The 16,922-nt window shown below is 42.4% G+C and carries 17 protein-coding genes; 14 read left to right on the plus strand and 3 right to left on the minus strand.

The features are described from left to right. Nucleotides 1-15: 15 nt before the first annotated feature. From ACLI1A_RS07600 to ACLI1A_RS07665, 14 genes are all read left to right on the plus strand, one after another. Complete coding sequence (locus ACLI1A_RS07600; RefSeq protein WP_411407762.1) at nucleotides 16-759, plus strand: RDD family protein; 744 nt, start codon at nucleotides 16-18, stop codon at nucleotides 757-759. A 103-nt stretch (nucleotides 760-862) separates the two neighbouring features. Continuing rightward, on the plus strand, nucleotides 863-1,171 hold the full coding sequence (locus tag ACLI1A_RS07605; RefSeq protein WP_411407764.1) for a LysM peptidoglycan-binding domain-containing protein: 309 nt from the start codon (nucleotides 863-865) through the stop codon (nucleotides 1,169-1,171). Between the two features lie 99 nt (nucleotides 1,172-1,270). Beyond that, nucleotides 1,271-3,193 carry a LysM peptidoglycan-binding domain-containing protein gene (locus tag ACLI1A_RS07610; RefSeq protein WP_411407766.1) on the plus strand — a complete coding sequence of 641 codons (1,923 nt, stop codon included), beginning with the start codon at nucleotides 1,271-1,273 and terminating at the stop codon, nucleotides 3,191-3,193. A gap of 96 nt (nucleotides 3,194-3,289) precedes the next feature. After that, entirely contained in the window at nucleotides 3,290-3,688 is a 399-nt protein-coding gene (locus tag ACLI1A_RS07615; protein ID WP_411407768.1) for an OsmC family protein, read from the plus strand. Nucleotides 3,689-3,690: 2 nt separating this feature from the next. Then, nucleotides 3,691-3,927, plus strand: coding sequence for a DUF3820 family protein (locus ACLI1A_RS07620; protein ID WP_411407770.1), 237 nt, complete (start codon nucleotides 3,691-3,693; stop codon nucleotides 3,925-3,927). Nucleotides 3,928-4,113: 186 nt separating this feature from the next. Next, nucleotides 4,114-5,730, plus strand: a complete 1,617-nt coding sequence (locus ACLI1A_RS07625) for a CTP synthase (protein WP_411407772.1) — start codon at nucleotides 4,114-4,116, stop codon at nucleotides 5,728-5,730. A gap of 50 nt (nucleotides 5,731-5,780) precedes the next feature. After that, nucleotides 5,781-7,685 (plus strand): membrane protein insertase YidC, encoded by a 1,905-nt coding sequence (yidC, locus tag ACLI1A_RS07630; RefSeq protein WP_411407774.1) that lies wholly within the window; start codon nucleotides 5,781-5,783, stop codon nucleotides 7,683-7,685. A 131-nt stretch (nucleotides 7,686-7,816) separates the two neighbouring features. Continuing rightward, nucleotides 7,817-8,521 (plus strand): toxin-antitoxin system YwqK family antitoxin, encoded by a 705-nt coding sequence (locus ACLI1A_RS07635; protein ID WP_411407776.1) that lies wholly within the window; start codon nucleotides 7,817-7,819, stop codon nucleotides 8,519-8,521. Nucleotides 8,522-8,565: 44 nt separating this feature from the next. Then, a complete protein-coding gene (gene mnmA, locus ACLI1A_RS07640; protein ID WP_411407778.1) occupies nucleotides 8,566-9,753 on the plus strand; it encodes a tRNA 2-thiouridine(34) synthase MnmA in 1,188 nt (395 codons plus the stop codon). 24 nt (nucleotides 9,754-9,777) lie between these two features. Further along, entirely contained in the window at nucleotides 9,778-9,996 is a 219-nt protein-coding gene (locus ACLI1A_RS07645; RefSeq protein ID WP_411407780.1) for a hypothetical protein, read from the plus strand. Further along, nucleotides 9,986-10,402, plus strand: coding sequence for a putative toxin-antitoxin system toxin component, PIN family (locus ACLI1A_RS07650; RefSeq protein ID WP_411407782.1), 417 nt, complete (start codon nucleotides 9,986-9,988; stop codon nucleotides 10,400-10,402). Before ACLI1A_RS07645 ends, ACLI1A_RS07650 begins: the two co-directional genes overlap by 11 nt. Before the next feature lie 122 nt (nucleotides 10,403-10,524). Beyond that, a complete protein-coding gene (locus ACLI1A_RS07655; RefSeq protein WP_411407784.1) occupies nucleotides 10,525-11,064 on the plus strand; it encodes a hypothetical protein in 540 nt (179 codons plus the stop codon). Nucleotides 11,065-11,068: 4 nt separating this feature from the next. Beyond that, nucleotides 11,069-11,707: a TatD family hydrolase gene (locus ACLI1A_RS07660; RefSeq protein ID WP_411407786.1), complete on the plus strand. Its 639-nt coding sequence runs from the start codon at nucleotides 11,069-11,071 to the stop codon at nucleotides 11,705-11,707. After that, a complete protein-coding gene (locus ACLI1A_RS07665; RefSeq protein ID WP_411407788.1) occupies nucleotides 11,707-12,423 on the plus strand; it encodes a ThiF family adenylyltransferase in 717 nt (238 codons plus the stop codon). The genes ACLI1A_RS07660 and ACLI1A_RS07665 overlap by 1 nt, the downstream gene beginning before the upstream one ends. 93 nt (nucleotides 12,424-12,516) lie before the next feature. Here the strand turns inward: ACLI1A_RS07665 and ACLI1A_RS07670 are convergent, their stop codons facing one another. From ACLI1A_RS07670 to gcvP, 3 genes are all read right to left on the minus strand, one after another. Further along, nucleotides 12,517-13,602, minus strand: coding sequence for a hypothetical protein (locus ACLI1A_RS07670; RefSeq protein WP_411407790.1), 1,086 nt, complete (start codon nucleotides 13,600-13,602; stop codon nucleotides 12,517-12,519). Between the two features lie 126 nt (nucleotides 13,603-13,728). Next, complete coding sequence (locus ACLI1A_RS07675) at nucleotides 13,729-13,890, minus strand: hypothetical protein (RefSeq protein WP_411407792.1); 162 nt, start codon at nucleotides 13,888-13,890, stop codon at nucleotides 13,729-13,731. 134 nt (nucleotides 13,891-14,024) lie between these two features. Next, nucleotides 14,025-16,874 (minus strand): aminomethyl-transferring glycine dehydrogenase, encoded by a 2,850-nt coding sequence (gcvP, locus tag ACLI1A_RS07680; RefSeq protein ID WP_411407794.1) that lies wholly within the window; start codon nucleotides 16,872-16,874, stop codon nucleotides 14,025-14,027. Between the last annotated feature and the right edge of the window lie 48 nt (nucleotides 16,875-16,922).

The following is a 16,922-nucleotide window of genomic DNA, read 5'->3' on the forward strand; positions in this document are numbered from 1 at the left end:
AAAAATAGAAAAAATATGGCACAACTTTCCATAACCACTACACAAAATGTTAATATAAATTTTAATACCGCTGGTCCTGGCGAAAGGGTGCTGGCGTCTATTATAGATATAGGTATTATTTGGGCTTATTATATTGTAATTATAGTGCTGATTATAAATAGTTCGGCGCTTGGCGGATTACTGGATTCTACTGACCAATGGGTGCAGTGGGCTGTGTACACTATTATAGGGTTGCCGCCTTTTTTATATTCGTTGCTGTTTGAAACCTTTATGGAGGGGCAAAGTCCGGGTAAAAGGATACTTAAAATTAAAGTGATAAAGATAGACGGCTACCAGGCCGGTTTTTCAGATTATCTTATCCGCTGGATTTTCCGTACGGTAGAGGTGTCGCCGCCTATGGGGATTATAGGTCTTATAACCATGATTATAAATAAAGAAGACCGCCGCCTGGGCGACCTTGCTGCGGGCACTGCGGTTATTTCGCTTAAAAATAATGTGAATATCAGCCATACAATTCTAAGGGAATTAAGCGACAGTTATGTGCCGGTATATCCGCTGGTAATAAAGCTTAGTGATAACGACGTGCGTATTATAAAAGATACCTATGAAGCCAGCTACCGCCAGGCCGATTTTGCCATGATGCAAAAGCTTCAGGATAAAATAGAAGCCGTAACCGGTATTAAGGCTGTGGGTACCAGTTCTACGGCTTTTGTAGATACTGTGTTAAAGGATTATAACTATTACACCCAAAATATGTAAGGTTTTGTAACTATTGTCTGTAAGAAAATTATAGTGTTAAATATTTGATTATCAGTTGTTTTATTTTGTAATTTCCTGTTTTTAAACAAGAATGCAGGAGAATATGAAGAGGACAGTTTTAACACTATTGCTGTTGCCGCTTGCTACAGTAGTATTTGCACAGGAGGCAGAAAAACAACAACAACCCGTTACAGACAGTATTATTTCTTACAGGGTGTCTATGGGTGAAACTATAATAATGATAGCTAAAAAATATCACATTACCCCTCATGATATTTATGAGCTAAATCCTGCTGCGGTGAACGGTATCCATGAAAATACAATACTAAAACTTCCTAATTATAAAATAGTACACACCGAAGAAAAGAAAAAGCCCAAACCAGCTCAGGCAGTGGCTACTTCTACAGACTAATGCTGCTTTAACTTAAAATTAGAAAATAAAATTCGTAAACCTGCCGTTACATAATGTACCTTTGTTTCGTCTTATGTCAACCATAAAAAACAAGAGATAATGAAGTACATTTTAGCGTTTGCCTTTTCATTTTCGGTATTTTGTTCGTCAGCCTTTGGGCAGGATTACAAAAAACACAAGGTAGCGAAAGGGGAAACGGTTACAAATATTGCGCAGAAATATAATGTTACCACTAACGATATTTTCCGTCTTAACCCCGATGCAAAAAACGGTGTTAAGTTAGATACCTATCTGCTGATACCTAATGCGCCCGCCAAGACACTTCCGGCAGGGACTCAGGTAAAAGAATCTCCTACTAAGGTTACTAATGCTGTGCATACCGTAGCGCAGGGTGAAACCATGTACAGTGTAGCCAAAAAATATGGCGTGAGCGTGGCTGAGCTTGAAAAGGCTAACAGTACCCGTGTAGCGGGAGGGCTTAAGCAGGGCGAAAAACTTGTTGTCCCGGTAAAGGGTAGTGGGGTAGCAGCCCAGGCTAAGGTAGCCGAAAAACAAATTGCCAAAAAACAGGAAACTGCCTATATGTACCACACCGTTGCCGATGGTGATACCAAGTATAGTATTGCAAAAAAATACGGAATGACGGTACAGCTTATAGAAGAGCTAAACCCTGAAGTAAAAGATACCCTGCCGCTGGGCTACAGACTGAAGTTGGCTAAAAACTCGGTTATCGCCGAGGCAAAAAAGCCTGCCGTTGCCGATGCTGTAAAACCTGTGGCTGATAATAGGTATAAAGATTATACGGTGCAGGCTAAAGAAACGTTATATAGCCTAACTAAAGATACCGGACTTACCGATGACGAACTTATAAAATTAAACCCGGCACTAAAAGACGGTGTTAAGGAGGGGATGGTAATAAAAGTGCCTGCACAAAATGTTGCCGCTTTAAACAGGTCTATAACTGATTTGGGTAAAAACCTAAAGAAACAGCAGGATCCTAAGAAACTGGCGCTGCTGCTTCCGTTTAATATGTACAGGCTGGAAACCGATACGGTAAAGGCAAAACTGCTACGCACGGATAAGTTCCTGAACCTAACCCTTGATTTTTATGCAGGTGCCATGATGGCTATAGATTCTGCTAAAACACTGGGGCTGCCGCTTAATGTGGCTATACTTGACGCTAAGGAAACCCCAAAAACATCGGATGTGGTGTCTCTTAAAGGTAGTGTTGCCGATGCTAATGCTATTATAGGGCCGTTTTTCCAGGGGAATGTAGAGAGTACTGCTGCATTATTTCCTAATGCTGTGGTGATTTCGCCGCTGGCTAAGGAAACCGGTACGGCACACGATAATTTGTATTATTCAATTCCGTCAGACGAAACCATGCGCTCTGCATTGTATAATTACCTGAAAAGTAAAGGTGGGAATGTGGTGGCTGTGGTTTCGGCTAAGAAAGTGAGCTCGCGTACGTTTATACAAACTAATTATCCCGACTTTAAAATATTAGATGGTGCCATAACCGGCGATGGTATAAAAGCATTGTTAGTAAAAGGCAAACAAAACTTTGTGATACTGGATACAGAGTCATTAGGTAGTATAACAGGTGTTGTAAAAATGCTGACTGAAATGCAGAAGGATTACAGCATTCAGCTTGCGGTCCCTGATAAAAATGATAAGTATGACAATGACGAGGTAGCCCTGGATAAGCTGGCTAAGCTGAAGCTGTTGTACCCGTCTATAACCCGAGATGTACCTAACGACCGGGAGCAACTTTTTGCCCGCCTGTACCGCGAAAAGAATGGTGTAAACCCTTCCCCTTATGCCGTGCGTGGTTTTGATATAACTTTTGATGTTATAGTCCGTCTTTTCCAGCCGGAGGAGCTGAAAGTGGTAATGACAGCGAAAGCATCGGAACAGGTGGAAAACAAGTTTGTGTACACTGCCGAAAATGGCGGCAACTATAACTATGGTGTATACATAATGCAGTACAACGAAGGGCTTAACGTAACTGAAGCACAATAATTTATTTTCAGCCATTAATTTTACAAATTATCACTAACGGTATTGGTGTAAATTTGCGAAATTAGTGGCTAAAATTTTTTAATACACTCTACAAAAATGACATCAAAAGTAACCTACCTGGGCGACCTTCGCACATCATCCATACACTTACAGTCGGGTTCAGAAATCATATCCGATGCCCCGCTTGACAACAATGGCAAAGGCGAGGCTTTTTCACCTACAGATACTGTGGCTAATGCCCTTGCAAGCTGCATGTTTACCATTATGGGTATAAAGGCCCGCGATATGGGTGTGGCGCTGGAAGGCAGTACTGCCGAGGTAACCAAGTTTATGGCTGCCGAACCGCGCCGTATTTCGGGTATAAAAATTGTTTTTACCCTGAAAAGCGATGCCGATGAAAAGTCGCGTACCATATTAGAGCGCTCGGCCATGACCTGCCCGGTATACCACAGCCTGCACCCGGATATTGAAAAAGATATTACTTTTAACTGGTAATAATGTTTGGTAAAGACCAGCAGAAACAACTCATAGAACTGGCGCACGCCAAAATGCCCTTCGGTAAATACGAGGGGCGTTATCTTATAGACCTGCCCGAATATTACATGGTGTGGTTTCATGGTAAGGGTTTCCCGAAAGGTAAACTGGGCGACCAGCTAAAGCAGGTATACGAATTAAAACTAAACGGGCTGGAGCCATTGATACGCAACATACGCCAGCAGTACCCTAAACCTTAGATAGTGTAGCAATGTGTCAATTACCTGATGTAACAATTGTTGCTGTTTTATACTAAAGCGCGATGTAGTAAATAGTTACATTAATTAATTGATACATTGATTAATTACTTTCTCAATCAATTAATTTTCCTTACTTTTGCCACGTTTTTTACAACAACGACAACAACACAACAGGAGGAATTTATAATGAACCAGACAAAGTATATTTTTGTTACCGGAGGTGTTACGAGCTCACTTGGAAAGGGCATCATAGCGGCTTCGCTGGCAAAACTATTGCAGGCCAGAGGCTACAGGACAACAATCCAGAAGTTTGACCCCTACATTAACGTAGACCCGGGTACACTAAACCCATACGAGCACGGCGAATGTTATGTAACAGACGACGGCGCCGAAACCGATCTTGACCTTGGCCACTACGAACGCTTCCTGAATGTACCTACATCGCAGGCAAATAACGTTACTACAGGCAGGGTGTACCTTTCTGTAATAGAGAAAGAACGCCGTGGCGAATTTTTAGGTAAAACCGTACAGGTAGTACCTCATATCACTAACGAGATTAAGGAACGCATGCAGCTGTTGGGCAACAACGGCGAATTTGATATTGTAATTACCGAAATAGGCGGTACTGTGGGCGATATAGAATCGCTTCCGTATATAGAGTCTGTGCGTCAGCTGGTATACGACCTGGGTGAAAACAACAGTATAGTAGTACACCTTACCCTGGTGCCTTACCTTGCTGCTGCCGGTGAGCTTAAAACCAAGCCTACACAGCACTCGGTAAAAACCCTTATGGAAAGCGGTATTAAGGCAGATATCCTTGTGTGTCGTACAGAGCACGAGCTTTCGGCTGATTTAAGGCAAAAGCTTGCTGCATTTTGTAACGTAAAGAGAGAAGCGGTTATACAGTCTATAGATGCTTCTACTATTTATGATGTGCCAAACCTGATGCTGGAAGAAGGACTGGATAAAGTGGCACTTAAAAAACTGGATCTTCCGGAGCTAAACACTCCCGATTTGGTACAATGGAATGAGTTCCTTTATAAACTAAAAAATCCTAAGCATACTGTAAACATTGGCCTTGTAGGTAAATATGTAGAGCTTCAGGATTCATATAAGTCAATACTTGAGGCATTTATACATGCCGGTGCTACTAACGAAACCAAAGTAAACGTTATTAGTGTACACTCTGAGTATATAGACAAAGATAATGTAGCCGATAAACTTGGTAAGTTAGACGGTATACTTGTGGCACCAGGTTTTGGAGGCCGCGGTATAGAAGGTAAAATAGAAACCGTGCGCTACGCCCGCGAAAATGGTATACCGTTCTTCGGTATATGTTTGGGTATGCAAATGGCGGTTATAGAATATGCCCGTAATGTACTGGGCTGGACAGAGGCTAACTCTACAGAAATGAACGAGCATACGCCTTATCCGGTAATTAATATTATGGAAGAGCAGAAAAACATAATAAACAAAGGCGGTACTATGCGTCTTGGTGCATGGAAATGTGCTCTTACACCGGGTACACTTGCAAGCGAAATATACCACGGACAACCGGAAATTAAGGAGCGTCACCGTCACCGTTACGAGTTTAACGGCGCTTACTTTAACGAGCTTACCGGTGCAGGCCTTAAGGCTTCGGGGGTAAACCCTGATACCGGCCTTGTAGAAGTTATAGAACTAAACAACCACCCGTTCTTTATAGGGGTACAGTATCACCCTGAGTATAAGAGTACGGTGGCTAACCCGCATCCGCTTTTTGTAAGCTTTGTTAAGGCTGCGGTTCAAAAAAAGAATGCATAGACCTGTAAGCTTTAGTAACGGCTGTTGGGCTATCAATTATAAATTTAATAATGGAAGAAAAAAAGTTAGACACTAAAACGCTCGTAGGTTTCGGCCTTATAACTGTTTTGTTGCTGTGGATGATTTACAACAACACAAAACAGGAAGAACAACAAGCTCGTGCTAAAGAAAAACAGGAACAGCAACAAAAAGTTGCCGACAAAAAAGCCAAACAGGCAGATGCCGCTTATACTGCCGCTGCTACTCCCGGAGATTCTGTCCGTGTAGCCCAGCTACAGGGAGCTTTAGGAGCATTTGCATACAGTGCAGGGCTTCCTTCAGCTAAAGATACAGTAACCAAGCTTGAAAATAAATTGGTTAGCCTGTCTGTAGCTAACAAAGGTGGTTACATAAAAGAGCTGGAACTGAAAGGTTTTGAAAAGTTTACTAAAGACTCTGGTAAGCCTGTAGAGCTTATAAAAGATAATAATGCAGCCCTGAACATTCAGTTTAAAACCACTGATAACAGGATACTGAATACTAAAGATCTTTATTTTGAACCGGTTGTAACCAAAGAAGGCGAAAACCAGGTGCTTACTTTAAAACTTAAAGCATCGGATGCACAGTTTCTTGAGTACCGCTACGTACTGAAGCCAGATGAGTATATGCTGGATTTTTCAGTACGTTCGCAAGGTCTTTCACGTGTGGTAGATACCTCTAAGCCGCTTGACATGGAGTGGTCTATGCAAACCTACCGTAACGAAAAGAGCGCTACTTACGAAAACCGTTATACCGACATAGTGTATCTTTATGAAGAAAGTAAAGATGACAAAATGGGGCAGGGCAAGAGCGATGAAGAAACTGTAGATGATGTTAGCTACATAGCGTTTAAACAACACCTGTTTACATCGGTACTGCTTACAGATACCCCGTTTAAAAAAGCGGAACTTAAAGCGGAGTCGCTTATAAAAGACGAAGCTAAAGACACTGTGTTCACCAAGAAATTTGATGCTAAGGTGCCTCTTGCCTTTAAAGGTGGCGAGCTTAATTATAACATGAACATGTACTACGGTCCGTCTGACTACGATATCCTTACAAGCGATAAGTACGAAGGCAAACACCTGGACAGGATTATGCCGCTGGGCTGGGGCCTTTTCGGATGGATGAACCGCTTTGTGTTTATCCCTGTATTTGGGTTCCTAAGCAGCTTTATTTCATCATTTGGTTTGTGTATTATTGTACTTACCATTTTGGTAAGGGTAGTAATGTCTCCTGTTACGTATAAGTCATACGTATCTCAGGCTAAAATGAAGGTACTGAAACCGGAGATTGCCGAAATAAACGAAAAGTACAGCAAAGACCCAATGAAAAAGCAGCAGGAAACCATGAAGCTGTACAACTCGGCAGGTGTAAGCCCTATGGCAGGCTGCTTACCGGCGCTGATGCAGATTCCGGTATTCTACGCGCTGTTCCAGTTCTTCCCGTCGTATTTTGACCTAAGGCAAAAAAGCTTCCTTTGGGCTACCGACCTTTCGTCGTATGACGTGGTGTACAAGCTGCCGTTTACCATACCGGTTTACGGAGACCACATCAGCCTTTTCCCTATACTTGCTTCAGCAGCCATATTCTTCTACATGAAAATGACTACAGGAGACCAGGCTATGAGCGCCCCGCAACAGGAAGGTATGCCGGATATGAGCAAGGTAATGAAGATAATGATTTATCTTTCTCCGCTAATGATGCTTATATTCTTCAACACTAACCCTGCAGGTTTAAGTTTGTACTACTTTATATCTAACCTTATTACCATAGGTATTATGTATGTGATTAAGAACCACATTGTAAACGAGGAAAAGATACACGCACTGGTACAGGCCAATAAGAGCAAGCCGAAAACACAAGGGCGTTTCCAGAAGAAAATGCAGGAAATGATGGAGCAGGCTCAGGAACAACAGAAAAAACAAATCAAAAAATAATACACAAAGCACTCTACGGAGTGCTTTTGTGTTGTAAACCCTTTTTGTGCACAGTGTGGCATATATTTTGGATTTACTGTTACAATAAATTGATTTACTTTAGGTTTTATAAAAAAGAGAAAGACAAACCAATGAAGAAATTTGCATTACTACTTTCGGCTACGCTTATTACGGCAGCTGCTTTTGCCCAGGAGGGGAATAAGAACGATGCGGCTGGCAAACGCCACGGCGCATGGAGCGGCACCTTCGAAGAAAGCAAACGCAAGCGCTATGAGGGTACCTTTGAACACGGAAAAGAAAAAGGTACGTTTAAGTTTTATGACGACACTGCCGACAGTAACCTTATGGCTACGCGTGTGTTTAACGCAGACGGGTCTTGCTATACTACTTTTTTTGACCCTAAGGGGAATAAGGTAAGCGAGGGTAAGGAAGTAAACCACAAGCAGGAAGGCGAGTGGAAATACTACCATTACCAAAGCAAGGCTATAATGCAGGTAGAATATTATAAGCAGGGCTTACTGAACGGTCCGCGTAAGGTATACTTTGAAAACGGTACCCTGGCCGAAGAGGAAAGCTATGTTAACGGACTTAAACAAGGTATCTATAAGAAATATACCGAGAAAGCGGTACTGCTTGAGGAGTCTAATTATGTAAAGGGTAAGCCTGAAGGCCGTGCAGTTTACTATGATAATAAAGGGGAAATAGCATCGGAAGGTATCTATGCCGAAGGCAGGAAGTCGGGTATTTGGAAGTTTTATAAGAACGGAAAGGTAGAGAAAGAGGAAGATATGGATGCCAAATATAAAGCGGTACAAAAGGGTAAGACATCGAATTAAAAAAAACACTACCTTTGTATCGAAATTTTTGAATGTATTTTTAGATGAAACGTGTAGTAGTTGGCCTTTCGGGCGGAGTGGATAGTAGTGTGGCGGCGTACCTGCTAAAAGAGCAGGGGTATGAGGTTATCGGCCTTTTTATGAAGAACTGGCACGACGACAGCGTAACCATATCTAACGAATGCCCGTGGCTGGAAGACAGCAACGATGCGCTTTTGGTGGCCGAAAAACTGGGTATACCGTTCCAGACGGTAGACCTTAGTGAGCAGTACAAAGAGCGTATTGTAGACTATATGTTTAACGAATACGAAAAAGGCCGCACGCCAAACCCAGATGTACTGTGCAACCGCGAAATTAAGTTTGACGTGTTTATGAAAATAGCCCTGAGCCTGGGTGCTGATTATGTAGCTACAGGCCACTATTGCCGTAGGGATGTAATAGAAAAAGACGGACAGGAAGTGTACAGGCTGCTTTCGGGTGTAGACAATAATAAAGACCAGTCGTATTTTTTGTGCCAGCTTTCGCAGGAGCAGTTGAGTAAGGCGCTGTTCCCGATAGGGGAGCTAACCAAGCCGCAGGTGCGTGCCATAGCTGCCGAACAGGGGTTGATTACTGCTGAGAAAAAAGACTCGCAGGGGCTTTGCTTTATTGGTAAAGTACGCCTGCCGGAATTTTTACAGCAGCAACTTCAGCCTAAAGAAGGTATCATTTACGAAGTAAACGCTGATTTGCCCTTGTACTCTGAGGCAGAACCTGAGTTTGCCACCGTTGAAGAACAACTGGCTTTTGAAGCCAAAAACATAAGCTATAACCCTACAATGGCTAAAGTGGTGGGCAAACACCAGGGCGCACATTATTATACCATTGGCCAACGTAAAGGGCTTAATGTAGGCGGTACCAAAGAGGCACTGTTTATAATAGCTACCGATGTAGAAACCAATGCCATTTATACAGGTCAGGGGCACAGCCACCCGGGCTTGTTCCGTAAGGCGCTGTACATACAGGAAAGCGAAATTCACTGGGTACGCGAAGACCTTGCGCTAAAAGACGGCGAAACCATGGAAGTTATGGTACGTATTCGTTACCGCCAGCCGCTGCAAAAAGCCACGTTACATAAGTTTGATAATGGTATGTACATTTCGTTTGACCAACCGCAAAGTGCCATTACGGAAGGTCAGTTTGCCGCTTGGCACATAGGCGAGGAGCTTGTGGGTAGCGGAGTGATTTCTTAAAGAAAAAAAACGTATATTTATACTATGGAATCTTTTCAAATAGATATACTAAACCCTAAGGCTATTGCCCTGCTAAATGATTTAGCGGAGCAAAAGCTTATTGCTATGAAACCTACTGGTGGTAATACGTTTTTAAGTATAGTTGAAAAGTTGCGTGATAAGGCCTCAAAAGAAAAAGTTCTTACCCCGGAAGAAATTGAAGCAGAAGTAAATGCTGTGAGAAATAAAAGGTATGAAAAATAATAAGGTTAGGCTTATTATTGATACAAATTTATGGATAAGCTTTTTGCTTTCTAAAGATTTCTCGAAACTAGATGTACTCTTCGATAATAGTAAGATTGTATTACTTTTTAGTGAAGAGCTTTTAGATGAATTTACAGAAGTAGCGAGACGCCCTAAATTCCAAAAATATTTTAGTCCTGATATCTTAGAAGATATGCTGAATGCTATAAATGAATATGCAGAATTCATATCGGTAATATCAACTATAGCGCTCTGCCGGGATGAGAAAGATAACTTTCTGCTTGCATTAGCGTGTGACGGCAAAGCTGATTATTTAATTACAGGTGATAAAGATTTACTGGTATTAGATAAAGTACAGGAAACTAAAATAATAACCATGAGTGATTTTTTAGATTCTCAGAAATAATTATCATGTTCTTAATTGGTGCCAGCTTGTGGGCAGCGGAGTGATTTCTTAAATTGATTAATGTAATTTCATTATATTTATGCCTGATGCAGAGATGTGTCAGGCATTTTTAATTTTTTAAAATGAAACAATTATTTACGTTATTACTATTATTCATCTTTTGTAGTGTAATCGCTCAGGAAGAACGGATAACTGTTCCTGATTCGTGGTTGACCGAAAATCCAAAATTTAAAAATCAGGGAGAACAAGAAGATTTCTGGGCATGGAGACTTTTTCAAAAGGAATATAAAGTTGAGTCTTATGAGCGTTTTGGAGGTGAAATTTCTAATATCAAAAATACTTTCTTCTTTGGTAAAATTTCTTTCCTGACTTGTAATTATTATAAGCCGGGACTTGAAGAGATATTTTTTCGAGGATTTTTTTATCCGGGATTACTCAAAGCTTATAGTTTGAATATTACTGATTTGCAAGAATTGAAGTTTCTGAGTACCTCACCTACAATTAAACGTTTCAGATTTTGGCTACTTAGAGAAAACTTTGCTAATCCTCAAGTATTCTTTTTCGAATTACAAAATGAAAATGCAACTATAGATACTTCGTTGCAGGATTTTATTAAAGGCGCCAAACTTACCTTTGTAAAGGAAGGATGGATAATTATTTAAACTCATGCTCTACAACCTACATACACACCATTACACTAACAACCCCGATGTTTTTGAGGTAGTGAACAAATACCCTTATGAGGCTATTGATGTGCCACAATTTTCTACCGGAATTCACCCGTGGCATATTGATGTGGATAAGCTCTACGAGCATCTTGCCATTATAGAACAACGCCTTCAATTGCCCGAATGCCTTGCGTTGGGCGAGTGCGGACTGGATAAACGCATTGAAATTCCGCTTGATGTACAAGTTACCGTGTTTGAAAAACAATTATTGTTAGCAAAAAAATACCAAAAACCTGTAATTTTGCACCTTGTTGCTGCATTTCAGGAGCTCGTTGAGATAAAAAAACGCCTGGATGTAGATGTACCTATGGTGGTTCATGGCTTTAGCAAGAATGCTCAGGTAGCTAAACAACTGCTGGATAACGGTTTTTACCTTTCGTTTGGCAAGTACTTGTTGCGCAACCCTGAGTTGAGCGAGGTGTTTGCTTCGGTGCCTGATGACAGGTTTTTACTGGAAACCGACATGATAGAGGAGACCCTGGCAGAAGTTTACAACAAAGCAGCAACAGCAAGAAACTGGGAAATGGATACGCTAACCGCAAAGGTAGCGGCTAACTTTAAACGTATATTTATATAATGGCAATATGGCAGGAAAGGGCCGAACTGTTGTTTAAAACAGAAGGCCTTGAAAAACTTAAGAATTCTAAAGTAATGGTAGTGGGCCTTGGGGGTGTGGGTTCGTTTGCTGCCGAATTTATAGCCCGTGCCGGTGTGGGCAACATGACCATTGTAGACGGCGACACGGTAGACATTACCAATATTAACCGCCAGCTACCGGCACTACACAGCACGGTGGGCGAACCTAAAGTGAAGATAGTAGGCGACAGGCTTATGGATATAAACCCTGAGCTGAACCTTACCCGCATAGAGGAGTTCCTGTCTCCGGAGCGTGCTTTTGAGTTGGTAACACCTGAGTTTGATTACGTACTGGACTGTATAGACAGCATTACGCCTAAATTAAACCTGATTATAGCTGCCAAGCGTAAAAAGGTTAAGATAATAAGTAATATGGGCGCAGGGGGCAAATATGAGGCTTCTAAGGTACGCGTAGCCGACATCAGCAAGACCGATGTATGCCCACTGGCAAAAACGGTGCGTAAGCGTCTTAAAAAGGAGGGCATTACCAAAGGGGTAAAAGCGGTGTTTTCGGTAGAGACACCTGATGAAAGCAGCCTTAAGATGACTAACGGACAAAACTTTAAAAAGTCGTTTTTTGGTACAAACAGCTGGATGCCGGCGTTGTTTGGCTTGCATGCTGCCGAAACGGTAATATGCTACCTGCTTAAAAAATAAGGTTTAAATGTATTGGCGTATTACTCGCCTTTTATAATAAAAAAGCAGCACAAACATTTCGGTTGTGCTGCTTTTGATTTTTGTAGAAGATAATTATTGAATCGCTTCTTCTTTATAGGTTATTTTTCGCTCTATACTAAAAGTAGGTTTGTCAAAGATAATTACCGATTTTTTAGTCCAGTTGTTATTGCTGTCGTAGGTGTAAATGTATTTACGGTCTTCCAGTACTTTTCCTGATGCATCTGTAGTGCGCACCGAAACAAGGTTGCCTTTATCGTCGTACACATTGGCTATGCTTATTTTAGGCGATCCTTTTTTCTCGCGTTCCCACAGTGTTACATTTTTGTTTTTGTCGTATTTGTACTCATCTGTAGTTTCAGAATTGTCGTAGCGCTCTATGGTTATGTGCCTGAAAACATTATCGGCAGCGTCATAGATAAATACTTCGGTGTACTCGGGTAGCCCTTTGTCATCTGTTGTTTCTTTCTTAATCAGGTTTTTCCCTTTGTACTGGTAGGTGGTTTTATAGTTCAGCTTTTCTTCGCTGTAGCGGCTTTCTGCAACTTTCTGGTTGTCGGCATTGTACTCGTATTTTGTTTTTGCCTTTATAATTTCGGTACCCATATACAGGTTTTCGCCTATAAGGTTCCCGTTTTTATCATACATGTAAGAGGTTTTATCCAGAGCGTTGTCCTGGGCACTGTAGCTTACTTTTTCTACTGGTTTGCCGTTCTCATATTTGTAGGTTACCTTATCCAGTTGGCTGTTATCGGGATTACGGCGAATGGTGGCAAGAATGTTATCTCCTGCGGCATCCCACTGGTTTTCGGTAACAATAGACGGCACACCGTTTAAAAACTGTGTGCGCCTTAATAGTTTTTCCCTGTTGGCAAATGAAGACTCTTCAAAAGCCTTATTACCCTGCCACTTTTTCTCTGATATTAACAGGCCGTTTTCATCAAAATAACGGTCGGTATCGTGTTCAGAGGCCACTTCATTACCGGGCTCATTTTTCCCGTCGCTTACTATGTACGATTTTTCAGAAACCGAGGTAACATTTCCTTTCAGCTTGTAAAAATCAAGGTCGGTTTTTTCGGGTTTGGCTTCAGCTTGGGGTTTCTTTTCATCTGCGCACGATGCAAGCAGGAATAAGGAAAGCGTAATATACAGGTATTTCATTTATAGTTTGTAGAATTTGTTTAATGCCAAAAATCTGTCTTTTTTATGAGAAAGTCAAATCACATCCAAAAATATAATTGTATTTGGAAGAATAGAATTAAGCAATATCTAATAGACGATATGCTTTTATGAAAAATCCTTTTCTAATTCTGACATCATCTCATCAAAATCTATTAAAGATTCAGGATGTTTTCTGATATACTCCTGCCTTTTTTGTGTTTCTTTTATCTGCCATGAGGGGATTTGAGTAAGGCTATCAGCAGAAGAAAAATGAAAGGTAGTTTCCATAGCTAAAGCTTTTTACCAAATTTACTAATAAAAGATATACGGTAAAATAATAAGCCACGAATTACACTAATTTTCACCAATTGCGTAGTGAATATAAGGTAATTCGTGGCTAAATTTATTTAAAAGAGAAACTCTTAGTTTTCCATGTAGGCCTCTATAGGCGCACAAGAACAAACCAGGTTACGGTCGCCATACGCATCGTCTACGCGGCGTACTGCAGGCCAGAATTTGTTCTCCTGAAGGTACTCCAGCGGGTAGGCTGCTTTTTCACGGCTGTATGGAAGGCTCCATGTATCAGCAGTAAGCATGGCAAGCGTGTGCGGAGAGTTTTTCAGTACGTTGTTCTTGTCTTCGGCGGTAGCTTCGTCAATTTCCTTACGGATAGAGATCATGGCATCGCAGAAACGATCCAGCTCCTCAAGGTTTTCACTTTCGGTAGGCTCTACCATCAGTGTGCCTGCCACAGGGAATGATACCGTAGGCGCGTGGAAACCGTAGTCCATAAGACGTTTGGCTATATCTGTTACCTCAATACCGTTTGCTTTAAACGGACGACACTCAAGAATCATTTCGTGAGCGGCACGGCCCATTTCGCCAGTGTATAGTGTATCAAAGTGGCCGGCAAGGCGCTCTTTAATATAGTTAGCGTTAAGGATAGCGTGCTCTGTAGCGCTTGTAAGGCCTTCGGCACCCAGCATAGTGATGTAACCGTAAGAAATAAGGCATACAAGGGCAGAACCCCATGGAGCAGCCGAAATAGCTGTAATGGCCTTATCGCCACCTGTAGCCACAACCGGGTTGGTAGGCAGGAACGGTACAAGGTGCTCCGCTACACAGATAGGGCCAACACCGGGACCACCGCCACCGTGAGGGATGGCAAAGGTTTTGTGCAGGTTAAGGTGACATACGTCGGCACCAATAGTAGCAGGGTTGGTAAGGCCAACCTGAGCGTTCATGTTAGCGCCGTCCATATAAACCTGTCCGCCGTTTTCGTGGATTATCTTGGTAAGCTCTATGATAGAAGCCTCGTATACACCGTGGGTAGACGGGTAGGTAACCATAAGACAGGCAAGGTTGTCCTTGTGTAGTTCTGCTTTGGCTTTAAGGTCTTCTACGTCTATGTTTCCGTTTTCAGAAGTTTTGGTAACCACAACCTCCATACCGGCCATGTGAGCCGTAGCAGGGTTAGTTCCGTGAGCCGAAGCCGGGATAAGGGCAATGTTCCTGTGGCCTTGTCCTATAGACTCCTGGTAAGCGCGGATAACCATAAGGCCTGCATACTCACCCTGTGCGCCACTGTTTGGCTGTAGGGTAGTACCTGCAAAACCTGTAATTACGTTTAGCTGCTCTTCCAGTTTTTTAAGCATGGTTTGGTAGCCTTGTGCCTGCTCAAGCGGAGCAAAAGGGTGAATGCTGTTCCAGCTTGGTAAGCTTAGCGGAAGCATTTCAGCCGCAGCGTTCAGCTTCATGGTACAAGAACCCAGAGAAATCATACTGTGGTTCAGGGCAAGGTCCATGCGCTCCAGTTTTTTGATGTAGCGCATAAGAGCCGTTTCGCTGTGGTATTTGTTAAACACCTCGTGCTTAAGGTACTCGCTGGTACGTGCAAGTGTTTCAGGGTAACTTACAGATGCAGTTAGTTCGGTAACTGTCTCAGCAGTTTTTCCGGTAACTTCAGCAAATACCGCTATAATATCGTTAACATCGTTTACCGATGTAGTTTCGTTAAATGCTATGCTTACGGTGTTTTCGTCTACGTAGTAGAAGTTGATTTCTTTAGCTTCGGCAGCAGCCTTAACTTTAGTAGCATCAGCTTTTACAACAATAGTGTCAAAGAAAGCAGTATTGGTTTGGTATACACCAAGTTTGTTCAGGGCATCGGCAGTAGTTGCAGCAGCAGCGTGTACTTTACCGGCTATGTACTGTAGGCCTTTAGGACCGTGGTATACGGCATACATACCTGCCATAACAGCAAGCAGTACCTGCGCAGTACAGATGTTAGAGGTAGCTTTTTCGCGTTTAATGTGCTGCTCACGGGTTTGAAGCGCCATACGCAGTGCACGGTTACCGTTAGTGTCGATAGTAACACCAATGATACGGCCCGGCATAGAACGCTTGTATTCTTCTTTTGTAGCGAAGAATGCAGCGTGAGGTCCGCCGTAACCCATAGGGATACCAAAACGCTGTGTAGTACCTACAGAAACATCAGCACCAAGCTCGCCCGGTGATGTAAGTACTGAAAGGCTTAAAATATCGGCTGCAATAGCAGTTTTTATTCCGTTTTCCTTAGCTTTGGCAATAAAGCCTGCATAGTCGTATACCTGGCCATATTTGCCCGGGTATTGTAGTATGGCACCAAAGAAATCGGCTGAGAAATCAAACGTTTCGTGGTTGCCTACCACAAGCTCTACACCTATAGGGGTAGAACGGGTTTGCAGTACGCTAAGGGTTTGAGGAAGTATTTCTTCGCTAACGAAGAATTTGTTTACGTTGTTCTTTTTCTGGTCGCGTGTACGCACATCAAAAAGTAATGCCATAGCCTCGGCAGCGGCAGTACCTTCATCCAGCAACGATGCGTTAGCTATTTCCATGCCTGTAAGTTCTATTACAGTAGTCTGGAAGTTAAGCAGCGCTTCAAGGCGGCCCTGTGCTATTTCTGCCTGATACGGAGTATAAGCAGTATACCAGCCCGGGTTTTCGAAAATATTACGCTGAATAGGTGCCGGTACAATGGCAGGGTGGTAGCCCAAACCGATGTACGACCTGAAAATTTTGTTAGTGCGGCCCAGCTTAGTAATATGGTTCATGTACTCATACTCAGTAAGCGCAGGCTCCAGGTTTAGCGGTGCTTTCAGGCGGATGTCGTCCGGAAGGGTTTCGTAGATCAATTGGTCCATGTTTTCCACGCCAATTGTTTTAAACATTTGTTGGAGGTCAGCCTCCCTTGGCCCAATGTGCCTCAAAGCAAAAGCATCTGTTTTCATGTTGTGTTGAGTGCGTTGTTTTTAAAGGCACAAAATTAGTCATTTTTA

The sequence above is a fragment of the Flavobacterium sp. RHBU_3 genome (assembly GCF_046613565.1).
GTDB lineage: Bacteria > Bacteroidota > Bacteroidia > Flavobacteriales > Flavobacteriaceae > Flavobacterium.

Excerpts from the sequence above, each read along its gene's own strand:
- ACLI1A_RS07665 (WP_411407788.1), top strand. The coding sequence starts at position 11,707 with ATGGCAATATGGCAGGAAAGGGCCGAACTGTTGTTTAAAACAGAAGGC.
- ACLI1A_RS07655 (WP_411407784.1), top strand. The coding sequence starts at position 10,525 with ATGAAACAATTATTTACGTTATTACTATTATTCATCTTTTGTAGTGTA.
- ACLI1A_RS07600 (WP_411407762.1), top strand. The coding sequence starts at position 16 with ATGGCACAACTTTCCATAACCACTACACAAAATGTTAATATAAATTTT.
- yidC (WP_411407774.1), top strand. The coding sequence starts at position 5,781 with ATGGAAGAAAAAAAGTTAGACACTAAAACGCTCGTAGGTTTCGGCCTT.
- ACLI1A_RS07675 (WP_411407792.1), bottom strand. The coding sequence starts at position 13,890 with ATGGAAACTACCTTTCATTTTTCTTCTGCTGATAGCCTTACTCAAATC.
- ACLI1A_RS07670 (WP_411407790.1), bottom strand. The coding sequence starts at position 13,602 with ATGAAATACCTGTATATTACGCTTTCCTTATTCCTGCTTGCATCGTGC.
- ACLI1A_RS07660 (WP_411407786.1), top strand. The coding sequence starts at position 11,069 with ATGCTCTACAACCTACATACACACCATTACACTAACAACCCCGATGTT.
- ACLI1A_RS07610 (WP_411407766.1), top strand. The coding sequence starts at position 1,271 with ATGAAGTACATTTTAGCGTTTGCCTTTTCATTTTCGGTATTTTGTTCG.
- ACLI1A_RS07635 (WP_411407776.1), top strand. The coding sequence starts at position 7,817 with ATGAAGAAATTTGCATTACTACTTTCGGCTACGCTTATTACGGCAGCT.
- ACLI1A_RS07625 (WP_411407772.1), top strand. The coding sequence starts at position 4,114 with ATGAACCAGACAAAGTATATTTTTGTTACCGGAGGTGTTACGAGCTCA.
- ACLI1A_RS07615 (WP_411407768.1), top strand. The coding sequence starts at position 3,290 with ATGACATCAAAAGTAACCTACCTGGGCGACCTTCGCACATCATCCATA.
- ACLI1A_RS07605 (WP_411407764.1), top strand. The coding sequence starts at position 863 with ATGAAGAGGACAGTTTTAACACTATTGCTGTTGCCGCTTGCTACAGTA.
- mnmA (WP_411407778.1), top strand. The coding sequence starts at position 8,566 with ATGAAACGTGTAGTAGTTGGCCTTTCGGGCGGAGTGGATAGTAGTGTG.
- ACLI1A_RS07620 (WP_411407770.1), top strand. The coding sequence starts at position 3,691 with ATGTTTGGTAAAGACCAGCAGAAACAACTCATAGAACTGGCGCACGCC.
- gcvP (WP_411407794.1), bottom strand. The coding sequence starts at position 16,874 with ATGAAAACAGATGCTTTTGCTTTGAGGCACATTGGGCCAAGGGAGGCT.
- ACLI1A_RS07645 (WP_411407780.1), top strand. The coding sequence starts at position 9,778 with ATGGAATCTTTTCAAATAGATATACTAAACCCTAAGGCTATTGCCCTG.
- ACLI1A_RS07650 (WP_411407782.1), top strand. The coding sequence starts at position 9,986 with ATGAAAAATAATAAGGTTAGGCTTATTATTGATACAAATTTATGGATA.